Origin of the sequence: Cyanobium sp. NIES-981 (assembly GCF_900088535.1) — a bacterium.
GTDB lineage: Bacteria > Cyanobacteriota > Cyanobacteriia > PCC-6307 > Cyanobiaceae > NIES-981.
The window spans coordinates 2,892,103-2,906,630 of the sequence record NZ_LT578417.1 but is presented as its reverse complement, the minus strand read 5'-3'; the positions used below and the strand labels follow the sequence as shown (position 1 = coordinate 2,906,630).

Sequence of the window (14,528 nt, the reverse complement as noted above, 5' to 3'; positions counted from 1 at the left end):
GGCTGCGGCAGGACTCCCACGACGGCGTCGGGGGCGAATGAAGAAACATTAAGGGGGCTTTTCCTTATGGGTCAATCTTGCATCGATCAGTCTGGCTGATGACCTCCATAGCGGAGCGCCGCCTACGGTGTGCGCCGCCGGGTCAAGCGCTTGGGTCTGCTCGTCGACGGCATCTGGCACGACCGCTGGTACGACACCGCCGCCAGCGGAGGCCGCTTCGTGCGCTCCGCCTCCCGCTTCCGTCACTGGATCACCCCCGACGGCCGGCCGGGCCCCAGCGGCGACGGGGGCTTCCGGGCCGCAGCGGGCCGCTATCACCTCTACATCTCCCACGCCTGTCCCTGGGCCCACCGCACGGCGATCTTCCGGGTGATCAAGGGGCTCGAGGAGCTGGTGTCGCTCTCGGTGGTGCACTGGCACATGGGCGCCGAGGGCTGGACCTTCCAGCCCGGAGACGGGGTCATTGCCGATCCCATCCATCAGGCCCGCTGTCTGCACAGCGTGTACACCCGGGCCGATCCGCACTACAGCGGCCGCGTCACGGTGCCCGTGCTCTGGGACAGGGAATCGGGCCGGATCGTGAACAACGAGTCTGCCGACATCATCCGCATGTTCAACAGCGCCTTCGAGGCCGTTGGTGCCGCTCCGGGTGACTTCTACCCCGAACCCCTGCGCTCCGAGATCGACGCCCTCAACCAGCGCATCTACGACACCGTGAACAACGGCGTGTACCGCTGCGGCTTCGCCACCAGCCAGAGCGCCTACGACGAAGCGATCGGCCCCCTGTTCGCCACGCTGGATGCCCTCGAGGAGCGTCTGGCCGATCAGCCCTTTCTGCTCGGATCCACCCTCACCGAGGCCGACTGGCGTCTGTTCACCACCCTCGTGCGTTTCGATGCGGTGTATGTGGGGCACTTCAAGTGCAACCTGCGCCGCCTGATCGATTACCCCCACCTCTGGCGGTATGTGCGCCAGCTCTACCGCGTCCCGGGCGTCGCCGGCACCGTGAACCTGCACCACATCAAGGCGCATTACTACCAGAGCCACCCCACCATCAATCCCTCCGGGGTGGTGCCGGCGGGTCCGCTGCTGAGCTTCGCCTGATTCAGCCCTGGCGGTGGGGCACCCGGCGCGGCTCGAGCGGGCAGGGACGGGTGCGATCGAAGGCCGACCAGTCGATGCGGTGCAGGTTCCCCTCGGTTTCCACCATGTCGAGAAAACAGAGGCCGTAACCGATCTGCTCCACCGCCCAGCTCCAGCGGCTGTGCACGGGGCGCTCGATCGTCTCGTCGATGCCGCTGAAGGCCACCACCAGTTCGGCGTTGCGGGCGGTCAGATCGTCCGGCGTGAGGCCGTGCAGCGGGCTGGCGGCATCGATGCGGTGCTGGGCCGTCCACACCAGCAGGAAGGCGATCCCCTGGTCGCGCTCCAGGGGCAGGGCCCGCAGCCGGCGCATCCGGTGCCCTTCCTGGCTGATCTCATCCACGGCCAGAAAGGCCCGCACCCGGGCTTCGAGGATGTGGTTGCCCCGCTCGTTGGCCAGCCGGAAGCTGAGCATCGGCGTGCCGTTGTAGGGGTGCACCACCGCCAGCCGGGAGAAGCGGATGCGGGCGCTGCTGCGCGAGAAGCGGGCGAAGGCCAGGCCGGTGCTGAGGGCGAGGAACAGCACACCGCTGAAGGATTCCGCCGTCACCAGCAGGTTGGTCACCAGGCTCACCGGGTGCAGGGCGCCGTAGCCGATCGAGCCCAGGGTCTGCACGCTGAAGAAGAACGCTTCGGCGAAGCTGGCCCTGCCGCCGGCGGTGCCCGCCAGTCCGCCGGGGTCGAGCCGGTAGAGCCCGGCGAACACCAGGTTGATCGCCAGATACACCAGCGCCAGCAGGCCCAGGAACAGGGGCCAGGAGATCGAGAGGGCCAGGAGGTAGGGCTCCCGCCAGTGGCGCCACCAGCGCGGTTTCCCCTGGGTGGTGAGGAGGCCCTGCTGGCGCCGCAGGTGCTGGACCCTGGCCATCGGCTCCGTTGCCGCTCTGCGCCATCGTTAGCATCCGGTGATGGGCAACCAGTGGGAGAACTTCCGCCGCAACCTCGGTGAGTGGCGCGGCAGCTTCGCCAATCTCGACCGTGAGGGCAATCTGCTGGGCTCCACGGCCTCGATCCTCACGCTGGAGAGCCGGGAGGAGGGCCGCTGCGTGCTGTTCCGTCTGCGCCGCTACGGCGATGGCGGCTACGACACCCCGCCCCTGCAGGACCACCAGCAGGAGTACCGCTCCCTGGGGAAACAGGTGGTGTTCTTCGAGAACGGCAGCTTCTCCAAGGGCTCGCTCCAGGTGGCTCCCGCCACCCGTTCCGGAGCCGAGTTCGGCTTCGTGGGCCACGACCGCCGCTGGCGGCTGGTGCAGCTCCACGGCGAGAGCGGTGCCTTCGAATCCCTCGTGCTGATCCGGGAATTCCGCGCCGGCAGTCAGGCCGTCGAGCGTCCTGCCCTCAGCCCGGAGCAGCTGGTGGGCACGTGGGTGGGCCAGGCGGCCACGGTGGAGGCCGACTGGCCCGTGCCGAGCCAGGCGGAGTGCCGCACCAGCATCGAGGCACTGCCGGGGCAGGGGCTGCGCTTCACCACCGAGCTGGGTGGGACGCCGGAGGTGCTGGAAGGAAGGCTGCAGGGCTCCGTCGTGGCGATCGGAGGTTCCCGGCCCCGGCAGCTCAATCTTCTGCCCGATGGCGGCTCCAGCCTGGTGCCGCTGCAGGTGAGCCACCGGGAGGGTTTCACGGTGGAGGCGGGCTGGCTCAGCTCCCCCACCGAACGGCAGCGCCTGATCCGCCGCTACAACGATCGCGGTGAATGGGTGTCCGCCAGCCACCTGATCGAGACCCGGGTGGCCTGAAACCGATGTCCCCCTGACCGGGGGGCAGGGCTGGGATCAGCCTCCGGCCTGCTTCGGCCGATACCCCGCCTGCTGCAGGGCAGCGAGCGCCACGCTCACCTGATCCCCCTGGAGTTCGATCCCACCGGCCTTGAGGGTGCCGCCGGTGCCGGCGGCCGCCTTGAGCTGCTTCAGCAGGGCCTTGAGCTCGGCCTCCCCGGCCTCGAGGCCGGTGATGGCCGTCACCAGCTTGCCGCCCTTGCCCGCCCTGGTGCGTTGCACCCGCACGCGCTGCTGGACCTTCGGGAGGGGAGCGGAGTCAGGGCGTTCGAGGCTGGCCGGCTGGCTGAGGCTGCCGAACTCCTGCCAGCCCCCCTTGGTGCCCATCGCATCCCGCCCCCGCTTGCGCGCCCATCTTCTCTCAGCCCTGCTGCCTACGCTGAGGCGATCCGATGATTCCGGTGGCCCGCGCGTGACCAGCACCGTTCCTTCTGCCGCCTCCTCGCTCACCGCCGCCTCCCTGCAGCCCGAGGTGCGTCCGAACCCGGCCGGCCGCTTCGGCCGCTTCGGCGGGCAGTACGTGCCCGAAACCCTGATGCCGGCCCTGGCGGAGCTGGAGGCCGCCGCCGCCGAGGCCTGGGCCGATCCCGCCTTCACCGGCCGGCTGGATCACCTGCTGCGCACCTACGTGGGCCGGCCCACGCCGCTCTACGAGGCCGAGCGGCTCACCGCCCACTACGCCCGCCCCGAAGGAGGGCCGCGTCTCTGGCTGAAGCGCGAGGACCTCAACCACACCGGCGCCCACAAGATCAACAATGCCCTGGGCCAGGCCCTGCTCGCCCTGCGCATGGGCAAGAAGCGGGTGATCGCCGAGACCGGCGCCGGCCAGCACGGCGTGGCCACCGCCACGGTGTGCGCCCGTTTCGGTCTCGAGTGCGTGGTGTACATGGGCGCCGAGGACATGCGCCGCCAGGCCCTCAACGTGTTCCGCATGCGGCTGCTGGGCGCCACGGTGCAGCCCGTCACGGCCGGCACCGCCACCCTCAAGGACGCCACCAGCGAGGCCATCCGCGACTGGGTGACCAACGTGGAGTCCACCCACTACATCCTCGGTTCGGTGGCCGGCCCCCACCCCTACCCGATGCTGGTGCGCGACTTCCATGCCTGCATCGGCAAGGAGGCCAAGGCCCAGTGCCAGGACGCCTTCGGCCGGCTCCCGGATGTGCTGGTGGCCTGCGTGGGCGGGGGCTCCAACGCCATGGGCCTCTTCCATCCCTTCGTGCAGGACACCGCCGTGCGGCTGGTGGGCGTGGAGGCCGCCGGCGAGGGGGTGGCCAGCGGCCGCCATGCCGCCACCATCACCGAGGGGCGGATCGGGGTGCTGCACGGCGCCATGAGCCTGCTGCTCCAGGACGGCGAGGGCCAGGTGCAGGAGGCCCACTCGATCAGCGCCGGCCTCGACTACCCGGGAGTGGGCCCCGAGCACAGCTATCTGCGGGAGATCGGCCGGGCCGAGTACCTGGCCGTCACCGACGAGCAGGCCCTTCAGGCCCTGCGCCTGGTGAGCGAACTGGAGGGCATCATCCCGGCCCTGGAAACCGCCCACGCCTTCGCCGCCCTCGATGCCCTCTGCCCCACCCTGGCGCCGGGCACCGAGGTGGTGCTCAACCTCTCCGGCCGCGGCGACAAGGACGTGAACACCGTGGCCGATCGCCTCGGCGCCCAGCTGGGCGGCTGAGCGCGGCCGCTGCGCTCAGAGCGGGTCCTCCTCCCAGGCGAAGCGCGGCAGCCGGCGCAGGCCCTCCTGCATGCAGGCCGCCCACACCTGCATCGAGCGGCCGATCTCCGGTGCCCCCTTGGCCAGCTTGATCCGGCGGGTGATCTTCAGGCCATTGGCCGGCATCAGCGCCAGCTCGAAGGGCGGGCCCACCGAGAGGTTCGAGCGGCGGGTGATCACCTGGGAGATCAGGCAGAGCCGGGCCGCATCCTCCAGCGACAGGCCGCAATGGCCCACGAAATCGAGCGGCGGCTTGCCGTACTTGCTCTCGCCGATCTGCAGGAAGGGAGTTTCCCGCGTGGCCATCACCGCATTGCCCTGGGGGTAGATCAGGTAGAGGCCATGCCGATCGCCCTCGATCTGGCCGCCGAGGATGAAGCTGGCCTCGGCACTGGCTCCGGACTGGTGCAGCGAGGCCTTGTGCTGGTCCTGCACGGCCACGCTCATGCGGCCCACGTAGTCGGCGGCTTCGAACAGGTAGCGGGCCGTCACCAGATTGGCGGGTTCGCCGTCCTCCTCCGGCGGGGGGATGGCCGCAGGCGGCCGGCAAGGCGGCGTGCTGGTGCCCATGGGCTGGCCGGCTTCCGGTGCCACGGTCACGGCCGCGGGCGCCGGATCGCTCAGCCCCACGAACACGGAGGTCTGCAGTGGCGGGTCCCCCGCCTCGCCGCTGATGCCAGGGCCGCTGCCCACCGGCATGCCCGGGACGGCGTTGCCCATCGGTCCGACACCATGGCGGCGCAGATCCCGCTGGATCTGGTTGAGCACCGCCTGGGTGGTGGCGAGATTGCCGGCCGCCAGCAGCACGAACAGCCGGTCCGGGGCCGGCTGGAACACGTGCATCTTGCTGTAGGTGGAGATGTAGTCGACCCCGGCGTTGGTGCGCGAATCCGAGGCGAACACCAGTCCGGCATCCAGCAGGAATGCGACGCAATAAGTCATGCCTGGAACCTGGAAGGAAACCTGCGGTCCTTGATGATCGCCCCTCCCGGTCTCCGGATCACAGGACGGCCAGGTGCTGCCCGGGTCAGCTGAGCAGTCGCGACAGGGTGGAGGCCACCGACTGCACCGCCGCCCGGGCCGTGGCGTAGGCCATCCGCATCGGTCCCACCAGCGCCACGTGGCCATGGGCGCCATCGCCGGTGGCGTAGGCGGCCTGCACCACCGCGCAGCGCTCCAGGGCACCGTGGGGATGCTCCTGACCGATCCAGATCGCATCGGCCCGGGGGCCGAGCAGCTGCTGCGGAGTGTCCTCCACCAGTTGCACCAGGGGGCGCAGGCTGGCGGTCTGGCTGAATTCCGGCTGGGCCAGCAGACCGCCGAGGCCGCTCGCCACGGCGGAGCCGCCCTCCCTGTGCAGCGGTTTCTGCACGTCCAGGGCCTGGCGCAGCAGATCGCCGCTGCGGCGCAGCTCCGCCGGCAGCAGGTGCCAGGGGATGGGGGCCTCGGGATGGGCGCGCAGCTGGCGGTTGGTCCAGGATTCCAGCCGGCTGAGCTGGGTCGCGGCCTCCGGGGGGAGCCGCAGATTCAGGCTGCCGCCGCTGGCCGGACCTTCCACCAGAAACACCAGCAGACGATCGCCACTGGGCACCAGGCGGAGTTCCTGCAGCCGCTGCTGGGGGCGTTGGGGCCGGGTGATCAGGCTCAGCAGGCCCGTGAAGTCCGCCAGACGGCGGCTGAGGTGCAGCAGCAGATCGTCGAGCGCCGTCCAGGTGAGGCTCAGCCCGGCCAGCTCCCGTTCGAGCTGCTGCGCCGCCACCCCCGGGGCCGGCAGCAACCGGTCCACGTATTCCCGGTAGCCCTGCTGACTCGGCACCCTGCCGGCCGACGTGTGCGGCTGGGTGAGCAGCCCCCGCTGCTCGAGAGCCCCCATGGCGGAACGCACGGTGGCCGAGCTGGCGGGCAGACCGAAGCGACGCACCAGGGTCTTGCTGCCCACGGGCTCCATGGTGTCCACGTAGTGACGCACGGCGAGCTGCAGCACTTCCTGCTGGCGTCGGGAGAGCTGTCGGGGGGAGTGGTTCCGGGTCAACCCAGCCGCCCGCGGGGGGTTGCCGGATGGTAGGGAGGGGCAGGGGCCGTCGGGCCAGAGCGTGTGGGGTCAGTAACGCGGCGCACACCCCGCTTCAGCCCCGAGCTTCACTCCTGCGCTTCGCTCCTGCGGGTCAGTACCGCGGCACGGTCGGATCCACCTGGTTGCTCCAGGCGTCGATCCCGCCCACCAGATTCCAGACGTGGGGATAGTGGTGCTGCTCCATCAGCCAGCAGGCGAACTGCCAGCTGCGGATGCCGGCGTGGCAGAGCACGGCCACGGGCCTGTCGCGCTCGAGCGTCTGCTCCAGCCGGCTCAGCCAGAGGTCCGACTGGCTCAGTGGCAGGTGGATCACCGGGTGGGGCAGCCTCGCCAGCTCCAGCTCCGCCGTCTCGCGCACGTCCACCAGCTGGATGGCCTCTCCGGCCTCGAGGCGCTGGTGCAGCGCAGGGGCCGTGATGCTGACGGGCGTGGGCACGGGCGTGGGTTCGGTGCAGGATGGGGCCATCCTGCTTTGGGCGCATGTCCGGGCGCATCCATGCCCGCTTGAACGGATGAGGACCCGCCCCTTCCTGGCGGTGGTGCTGGCCGTGACCCTGTCGCTGCTGGGGCTGGCCCTGACGGCCGGCTGGCTGCTCTGGCAGCGATCCCCACTGCAGCTCCAGGTCCAGGCGCCCAGCCTGCCCCGCTCGGCTCGCTTCGTGCCGCGGGATGCGGCCCTGGGGCTCTTCCTGCAGGCGGATGCCGAGCTGCCGGTCGACTACGCCAGGGCCCTGGCGCCCACCCGCCAACGCCGCCAGGCCGCCGAGGCCGTGGCACGGCTGCGGGATGGAGCCTTCGCCGCCGCGGGACTCGACTACCGCGGCGAGCTGGCCGGCTGGCTGGGGGGGGAAACCGGCGTGGCCCTGCTCGCCAGCGAGCCTGGCCAACCCCCGGACGGCTGGCTGCTGGCCCTGCAGAGCCGGGACGGGGATGGAGCCCGCCGCTTTCTGCAGCGCTTCTGGCAGACCCGCAGCCTCGCCGGCACTGGTCTCCAGGTGTCGAGCTACCGCGGCATGGGCCTGATCAGCGGCCAGGGCGCCCTGGTGGGCCGTGAGCCCGTGCCGATCGCCACGGCCCTGATCGATGACGACCTGGTTCTGCTGGCCTCCGGGCGTGGGGTGCTGGAGCAGGCCCTGGACGTGTCCCAGATCGATGAGCTGAATCTCGCCGCCGATCCGGCATTCCGGCAGGCACTGGGGCGCCTTGCCCGTGGTGCCGTGCTGCTGCATGTCCGTCCTGCAGGTCTGGAATCCTGGCTGGGGCTTCCCCCGCCAGCACCGCAGGGGGGGGCTGGCGGGGGCATCCAGTCGGTGGTGGCGGCCCTCTCGCCCCGGGGCCGCCAGCTCCAGCTGGAGGCCCTGGTGGCGCTGGCGGCCGATCCGCAGGAGTCCACGACCCCCTCGGCATCTTCGCTGGATCCCTCCCTGGATTCCCCGCCGGATCCCTCCCCGGCTTCCCTGCCCGGGCCTCCGCGCGCCTGGTCGTCGCGCCTGGATCCGGAGCATGCCGCCGCCTTCACCGCAGGGCTGCATGGGGAGCTGCACACGGTGGCCCTGCTGCAGGATCCCGCCCACTGGCCCGCCCCCTGGCGCGCCCTGCTGCAGCGGAGCCTGGATCCCGACACCGACGGCCCCCTGCCGGCCCTGCTGGCCGCTGAGGATTCCGGCCCCCTGCTGTGGAGCCGTGGTCCCCTGGGCTGGTTGATCGCCACACCGGCCGGGGATCCCGATCCCACCGTGCTGGAGCCGGCCCTCGGGCCCCTGGGCCTGGTGACCTCCAGCCTTGATGGACCCAGCCACCAGAGCCTGCAGGTGTGGACCCATCTCGACGCGCTTCCCCGTCCCCGCCGCCGGCGCGATGCCACCACCCAGCTGGCGGTGAGCGTTGCCGGTGCCCGGCAGGTTGAGGGCGCCCAGGCCTGGTGGGGCCAGACCCTGGCCGTGCTGGAGGAGCGGCAGGCGGGTGGCGCGGGCCCCCGCCCGCAGTGGCGGGCCCTGGAGGGCCTGGGGCTTCCCGGCGCTCCGCTGCAGTGGGCCTCCGATGGGGGCCCGGCCCAGGCGGCCCTGCGCCGGTGGCCGGCCTGGCGCCTGCTCGCCGGCCTCGCCGGTCAGCCCCTCGAAACCCCGGTGACGGGGCTGGCCCTGGCGCTGGAGCCCGCAGCGGGCCCCGGCCCTGGCGTCCATCTGGTGGCCGCCCTGCGCTACGCCTGAGCGCAGGATGAACCTCTTCCTGCTGCGCCATGGCCTCGCCGAGGAACGCCGAGCGGATCGTCCCGACGCCCTGCGGCCGCTCACGGCCGAGGGTGTCGAGCGCACCAGGGCTGTGGTGGAGAGGCTGGTGGCGCTGGATCTCCGGGCCGATCGCCTGCTCACCAGCCCCCTGGTGCGGGCCCGCCAGACCGCGGCGCTGGCCGTCGAGGCGGGGCTGGCGCCCTCCCTGGAGGAGGCTGCCGCCCTGGAGCCGGGAGGGTCTGGCCTGGCCGGCCTGCGGGGCCAGCTGGCCGGGCTCCCCGCGGAGGCGCGGCTGGTCCTGGTGGGCCATGAGCCGGATCTCGGGGATCTGGCGGCCCACCTGATCGGGGCGGCGCCAGGGACTCTCCTGCTCAAGAAGGCGGGTCTGGCCTGGCTGCAGTCCTCGTCCGCCTCGCTGGAGGGTCCCTGGCGCCTGCGTCTGCTGATTGGGCCGCGGCAGCTGCTGGGGACCTAGGCGGGCGCCGGGCCGCTGCCACTCCGGTGTGGCCGGGCACGGCGGGGCCACCGGTCCCAGCCGTAGGTTCTGGCCACTTGTGTTCCTCCCGGCATGGCAGGCAGCGTCAGCGACAGTGTCCCCGGCAGCACCGCTGGTGCCGCTGCCGCACCGCCGTTCCGGCCTGGGTTGGAGGGGGTGCCGGCCACCCAGTCGGCCATCTGTGACATCGACGGCCAGAAGGGGCGGCTCACCTACCGGGGCTACGACGCCGGCCTGCTGGCGGCCCACAGCACCTTCCTGGAAACCACCTACCTGCTGATCTGGGGTGAGCTCCCCACCGCCGAGCGGTTGCGCCAGTTCGAGCACGAGGTGCAGATGCACCGCCGGGTGAGCTTCCGCATCCGGGACATGATGAAGTGCTTCCCGGCCACCGGCCACCCGATGGATGCGCTCCAGAGCAGCGCCGCCTCGCTGGGGCTGTTCTATTCGAGGCGCGCCCTCGACAACCCGGAGTACATCGCCGAGGCGGTGGTGCGGCTGATCGCCAAGATCCCCACGATGGTGGCGGCGTTCCAGCTGATCCGCAAAGGGCAGGATCCGATCCAGCCCCGCGACGATCTGGCGTTCGCCTCGAACTTCCTGTACATGCTCACCGAACAGGAGCCCGACCCCCTGGCGGCCCGCATCTTCGATGCCTGCCTGATCCTGCACGCCGAGCACAGCCTCAACGCCAGCACCTTCAGCGCCCGCGTCACGGCCAGCACCCTCACCGATCCCTATGCGGTGGTGGCCTCGGCCGTGGGCACCCTGGCCGGTCCCCTGCACGGCGGCGCCAATGAGGATGTGCTGGCCATGCTGGAGGCGATCGGCAGCGACGACCAGGTGGAACCCTGGCTCGACCAGGCCATCGCCCAGAAGCAGAAAATCATGGGCTTCGGTCACCGCGAATACAAGGTGAAGGATCCGCGGGCCGTGATCCTGCAGGGGCTGGCCGAGCAGCTGTTCGACCGCTTCGGCCACGATCCCCTCTACGACCTGGCCCGCAAGCTGGAGGAGGTGGCCGCTGAACGCCTGGGGCCGAAAGGGATCTATCCCAATGTCGACTTCTACTCGGGCCTGGTGTACCGCAAGCTCGGCATCCCCCGCGACCTGTTCACCCCCATCTTCGCCATCGCCCGCACGGCCGGCTGGCTGGCCCACTGGAAGGAGCAGCTTGGTGCCAACCGCATCTTCCGGCCGTCGCAGATTTACACCGGCGCTGATCCCCGCGACTGGGTTCCGCTGGAAGCCCGCTAAGTTGCTGCGATCCGAGCCAATCCGATGCTGAGCTCTGCAACCGGCCTGGACACGGCCGTGGGCCTGGACCTGGAGTCCAGTTTCGTGTCAGCCCTGCAGGGGCTGGGGCTGAGCCCGGGGGCGGCCCATCTGCTCTGGCTGCCCCTGCCCATGGTGCTGGTGCTGGTGGCCGCCGTGGTGGGCGTGCTGGTGAACGTGTGGCTGGAGCGCAAGATCTCGGCTGCCGTGCAGCAGCGCATCGGCCCTGAGTACGCCGGCGCCCTCGGGGTGCTGCAGCCGATGGCCGATGGCCTCAAGCTGCTGTTCAAGGAGGACGTGATTCCGGCCCGGGCCGATGGGCTGCTGTTCACCCTGGGGCCGGTGCTGGTGCTGATCCCTGTGATCCTCAGCTGGCTGGTGGTGCCCTTCGGCCAGCACCTGCTGATCAGCAACGTGGGCATCGGCATCTTCCTCTGGATCGCCCTGAGCTCGATCCAGCCGATCGGCCTGCTGATGAGCGGCTATGCCTCCAACAACAAGTACTCCCTGCTCGGTGGTCTGCGGGCGGCCGCGCAGTCGATCAGCTACGAGATACCCCTCGCCCTGGCGGTGCTGGCGGTGGTGATGATGAGCAACTCGCTCAGCACCGTCGACATCGTCGATCAGCAGACGGGCGCCGGCATCCTCAGCTGGAACATCTGGCGCCAGCCGGTGGGCTTCGTGATCTTCTGGATCTGTGCCCTTGCGGAATGCGAGCGCCTGCCGTTCGACCTCCCCGAAGCCGAGGAGGAGCTGGTGGCCGGCTACCAGACCGAGTACGCCGGCATGAAGTTCGCCCTGTTCTATCTGGGCAGCTACATCAACCTGGTGCTCTCGGCCCTGCTGGTGTCGGTGCTCTACCTGGGGGGCTGGGGTTTCCCCCTGCCGGTGGAATGGCTGGCCGGCTGGCTGGGCCAGCCCATCGATGCTCCCGCGGTGCAGGTGATCACCGCGTCCGTGGGCATCGTGATGACCGTATTGAAGGCCTACCTGCTGGTGTTCCTGGCGATCCTGCTGCGCTGGACGACGCCCCGGGTGCGCATCGACCAGCTCCTTGATCTGGGCTGGAAATTCCTGCTGCCGATCGCGCTGGTGAACCTGCTGGTCACCGCCGGCCTCAAGCTGGCCTTCCCCGCCTTCTTCGGCGGCTGACCCTCCAGGCCAAGGACGCCTGGGCCATCATGGCCCGGGTGGCGCCAACCTCTCGCCTCTCCCCGTTACCTGCCTTCCGCTCATGTTCGGGTTCCTCAAGAAAGTCGGTGACTACACCCGCGATGCCGTGGGTGCTGCCCAGTACATGACCCAGGGGCTGGCGGTCACCTTCGATCACCTGCGCCGCCGCCCCGTCACCGTCCAGTACCCCTACGAGAAGTTGATCCCCTCGGAGCGGTACCGGGGCCGGATTCACTACGAGTTCGACAAGTGCATCGCCTGCGAGGTGTGCGTGCGCGTCTGCCCCATCAACCTGCCGGTGGTGGATTGGGTGATGAACAAGGCCACCAAGAAGAAGGAGCTGCGCAACTACTCCATTGATTTCGGGGTCTGCATCTTCTGCGGCAACTGTGTGGAGTACTGCCCCACCAACTGCCTTTCCATGACGGAGGAGTATGAGCTGGCGGCATTCGATCGCCACAGCCTCAACTACGACAACATCGCCCTCGGCCGCCTCCCCACCAGCGTCACCAGCGACCCGGCCGTGGTGGCCCTGCGGGAACTGGCCTACCTGCCCAAGGGCGCGATGGATCCCCATGGCGTGCCCGACACCACACCCCGGGCCGGCCAGTTGCCCGAGCAGGTTCTGGCCGGCATGCAGGCGGCCGAGCCTTCCGCCCCCAGCTCCGAGGGAGACGCACGATGACCATCGCTTCCACCACCCAGTTCATCTGTTTCGCGGTGCTCTCCACCACCCTCGTGCTGGGCGCCCTGGGCGTGGTGCTGCTGCCCAACATCGTCTATTCCGCCTTCCTGCTGGCCGGTGTGTTTCTCTCGGTGGCCGGTCTCTACCTGATGCTCAACGCCAGCTTCGTGGCCGCGGCCCAGGTGCTGGTCTATGTCGGCGCCGTCAACGTGCTGATCCTGTTCGCGATCATGCTGGTCAACAAGCGGGAAGACCTCTCGGTGATCAAGGGGCTGGCCCTGAGACGCGCCCTCTCCGGACTGGTGTGTGGCGGGTTGTTCGTGCTGCTGATCCGGGTGGCCGTCACCACCCCCTGGGCCCTGCCGGGGCCGCTGCCCGTGGGCGAGGAGGCCACCATCCGCATCGGCGAGCACCTGTTCTCCGATTACCTGCTTCCCTTCGAGCTCGCGTCGGTGCTGCTGCTGATGGCCATGATCGGTGCCATCGTGCTGGCCCGTCGGGACGTCTTCAGTGCGGACATCGTCACTGGGGAAGCCGTGGATCAGGGCCTGATCGAGAAGGCCCGCACCCCCCTGTTGCTGGATCAGTCCGGCCGCTGATCCTCTCCCACCTTCGCTGTTCCGCCCCGTCTGCGCCCCATGGAGCTGAGTCTTCCCGCCGCCATCCCGCTTCAGGCCTACCTGGTGCTTGCCGCCGTGCTGTTCTGCACCGGGGTGTGGGGCCTGATCAACAGCCGCAACGCCGTGCGGGTGCTGATGAGCATCGAGCTGATGCTCAATGCCGTGAACATCAACCTGATGGCCTTCTCCAGCTACCTCGATGGTGCCCTGGTGCGCGGCCAGGTGTTCGCGATCTTCGTGATCACGGTCGCCGCAGCGGAGGCGGCGGTCGGCCTCGCCATCCTTCTCTCCCTGTATCGCAACCGCGAGACCGTGGATATGGAGCGGTTCAACCTCCTGCGCTGGTGATCCGGCCCCCCAGGTTTCATGCGGCTGGATCGCGTCTGGCTCATCGCCCGTTCCGGCAGCCAGGCTGCCCAGCGTCAGGCCCAGCGCTGCGCCGCTGACCTCCGCTCCCAGGGGGTGGCCGTGGTCACGGCCACCAGCGGACAGGCCCAGGATCCCTTTCCCGGCCTGCTGGCCACGGAGGGGGAGCTGCCCGACGTGGCCCTGGTGCTCGGTGGGGACGGCACCGTGCTGGGGGCGGCCCGCCATCTGGGCCCCCTGGCCGTGCCCATCCTCTGCTTCAACGTGGGCGGCCACCTTGGCTTTCTCACCCACCACCGCAGCCTGCTGCGCCTCAGTGGCGAGCAGCCGCGGCGACGGTCGGACGATGACGACCAGCGCAGCCTCTGGCAGCGGCTGCGGGACGACAGCTTCGCCATCGAGAGCCGCATGATGCTGGAGGCCCGGGTGGACCGCGGCGATGGGGTCGGACCGGCCTCCCAGCCCCGCCATCTGGCCCTCAACGACGTCTACTTCCGGCCGGGGCTGGATGAACGCTCCCCCACCTGCGTGCTGGAGCTGGAGATCGACGGCGAAGTGGTGGACCAGTTCCGCGGCGATGGTCTGATCATCGCCACCCCCACCGGCTCCACGGGCTATGCCATGGCGGCGGGCGGCCCGATCCTGCACCCGGGCATCGAGGCGATCGTGGTCACGCCGATCTGCCCGATCAGCCTCTCCAGCCGCGCCCTGGTGGTGCCGCCCCGGGCCCAGCTGTCGGTGTGGCCCCTGGGGGAGTCGAGCCGTCGGGTGAATCTCTGGCAGGACGGCGCCCATGCCACCACGCTGGAACCGGGAGACCGGGCCATCGTGCAGCGCTGCGGCCATCCGGCCAAGATGCTCATCCTGGAGCGCAGCCCCTCCTACTACCGCACGCTCACCCACAAGCTGCACTGGGCCGGCAGCCTGGTGGCGGCCGAGCCCTCCCATAACTGAGCCCCACGCCACTGGG

16 protein-coding genes are annotated in these 14,528 nt (G+C 70.2%); 11 read left to right on the top strand and 5 right to left on the bottom strand.

The annotated features are described in order from the left end of the window. The first annotated feature begins 150 nt into the window (after positions 1-150). Positions 151-1,104, top strand: a complete 954-nt coding sequence (locus CBM981_RS14570; protein ID WP_087069473.1) for a glutathione S-transferase family protein — start codon at positions 151-153, stop codon at positions 1,102-1,104. Position 1,105: 1 nt separating this feature from the next. Here CBM981_RS14570 and CBM981_RS14565 read toward each other — a convergent pair whose 3' ends face one another. Then, positions 1,106-2,011 carry an ion channel gene (locus CBM981_RS14565; protein WP_087068985.1) on the bottom strand — a complete coding sequence of 302 codons (906 nt, stop codon included), beginning with the start codon at positions 2,009-2,011 and terminating at the stop codon, positions 1,106-1,108. Positions 2,012-2,051: 40 nt separating this feature from the next. Between CBM981_RS14565 and CBM981_RS14560 the strand changes: the two genes are divergently transcribed. Continuing rightward, entirely contained in the window at positions 2,052-2,882 is an 831-nt protein-coding gene (locus tag CBM981_RS14560) for a DUF3598 family protein (RefSeq protein WP_087068984.1), read from the top strand. Positions 2,883-2,918: 36 nt separating this feature from the next. Here the strand turns inward: CBM981_RS14560 and CBM981_RS14555 are convergent, their stop codons facing one another. Next, positions 2,919-3,248 carry a translation initiation factor gene (locus CBM981_RS14555; RefSeq protein WP_087068983.1) on the bottom strand — a complete coding sequence of 110 codons (330 nt, stop codon included), beginning with the start codon at positions 3,246-3,248 and terminating at the stop codon, positions 2,919-2,921. 85 nt (positions 3,249-3,333) lie between these two features. On the opposite strand from CBM981_RS14555, the gene trpB reads away from it, so the two are divergent. Next, the gene (gene trpB / locus CBM981_RS14550) at positions 3,334-4,599 is read left to right on the top strand and encodes a tryptophan synthase subunit beta (protein ID WP_087068982.1); all 1,266 of its coding nucleotides are present in this window, start codon (positions 3,334-3,336) and stop codon (positions 4,597-4,599) included. 15 nt (positions 4,600-4,614) lie between these two features. On the opposite strand, the gene CBM981_RS15990 is transcribed toward trpB, so the two are convergent. The 3 genes from CBM981_RS15990 to CBM981_RS14535 all read right to left on the bottom strand — a co-directional run bounded on the left by CBM981_RS15990 (position 4,615) and on the right by CBM981_RS14535 (position 7,148). Next, positions 4,615-5,580, bottom strand: a complete 966-nt coding sequence (locus tag CBM981_RS15990; protein WP_087068981.1) for a 20S proteasome subunit A/B — start codon at positions 5,578-5,580, stop codon at positions 4,615-4,617. 85 nt (positions 5,581-5,665) lie between these two features. Next, entirely contained in the window at positions 5,666-6,586 is a 921-nt protein-coding gene (locus CBM981_RS14540; protein WP_225867673.1) for a heat-inducible transcriptional repressor HrcA, read from the bottom strand. A 217-nt stretch (positions 6,587-6,803) separates the two neighbouring features. Further along, a complete protein-coding gene (locus CBM981_RS14535) occupies positions 6,804-7,148 on the bottom strand; it encodes a rhodanese-like domain-containing protein (protein ID WP_087069472.1) in 345 nt (114 codons plus the stop codon). A gap of 76 nt (positions 7,149-7,224) precedes the next feature. On the opposite strand from CBM981_RS14535, the gene CBM981_RS14530 reads away from it, so the two are divergent. From CBM981_RS14530 to CBM981_RS14495, 8 genes are all read left to right on the top strand, one after another. Beyond that, positions 7,225-8,922 (top strand): DUF3352 domain-containing protein, encoded by a 1,698-nt coding sequence (locus CBM981_RS14530; RefSeq protein ID WP_087068979.1) that lies wholly within the window; start codon positions 7,225-7,227, stop codon positions 8,920-8,922. Positions 8,923-8,929: 7 nt separating this feature from the next. Next, positions 8,930-9,418, top strand: coding sequence for a phosphohistidine phosphatase SixA (gene sixA / locus CBM981_RS14525; protein ID WP_087068978.1), 489 nt, complete (start codon positions 8,930-8,932; stop codon positions 9,416-9,418). Between the two features lie 93 nt (positions 9,419-9,511). Beyond that, a complete protein-coding gene (locus tag CBM981_RS14520) occupies positions 9,512-10,696 on the top strand; it encodes a citrate synthase (protein WP_087068977.1) in 1,185 nt (394 codons plus the stop codon). 24 nt (positions 10,697-10,720) lie between these two features. Then, entirely contained in the window at positions 10,721-11,866 is a 1,146-nt protein-coding gene (gene nuoH, locus CBM981_RS14515; RefSeq protein WP_087068976.1) for an NADH-quinone oxidoreductase subunit NuoH, read from the top strand. Between the two features lie 82 nt (positions 11,867-11,948). Further along, entirely contained in the window at positions 11,949-12,572 is a 624-nt protein-coding gene (gene ndhI / locus CBM981_RS14510; protein WP_087068975.1) for an NAD(P)H-quinone oxidoreductase subunit I, read from the top strand. After that, a complete protein-coding gene (locus CBM981_RS14505) occupies positions 12,569-13,171 on the top strand; it encodes an NADH-quinone oxidoreductase subunit J (protein WP_087068974.1) in 603 nt (200 codons plus the stop codon). The genes ndhI and CBM981_RS14505 overlap by 4 nt, the downstream gene beginning before the upstream one ends. A gap of 39 nt (positions 13,172-13,210) precedes the next feature. After that, positions 13,211-13,540: an NADH-quinone oxidoreductase subunit NuoK gene (gene nuoK, locus CBM981_RS14500; protein WP_087068973.1), complete on the top strand. Its 330-nt coding sequence runs from the start codon at positions 13,211-13,213 to the stop codon at positions 13,538-13,540. A gap of 18 nt (positions 13,541-13,558) precedes the next feature. Next, positions 13,559-14,512 carry an NAD(+) kinase gene (locus tag CBM981_RS14495; RefSeq protein WP_087068972.1) on the top strand — a complete coding sequence of 318 codons (954 nt, stop codon included), beginning with the start codon at positions 13,559-13,561 and terminating at the stop codon, positions 14,510-14,512. Positions 14,513-14,528 lie beyond the last annotated feature (16 nt).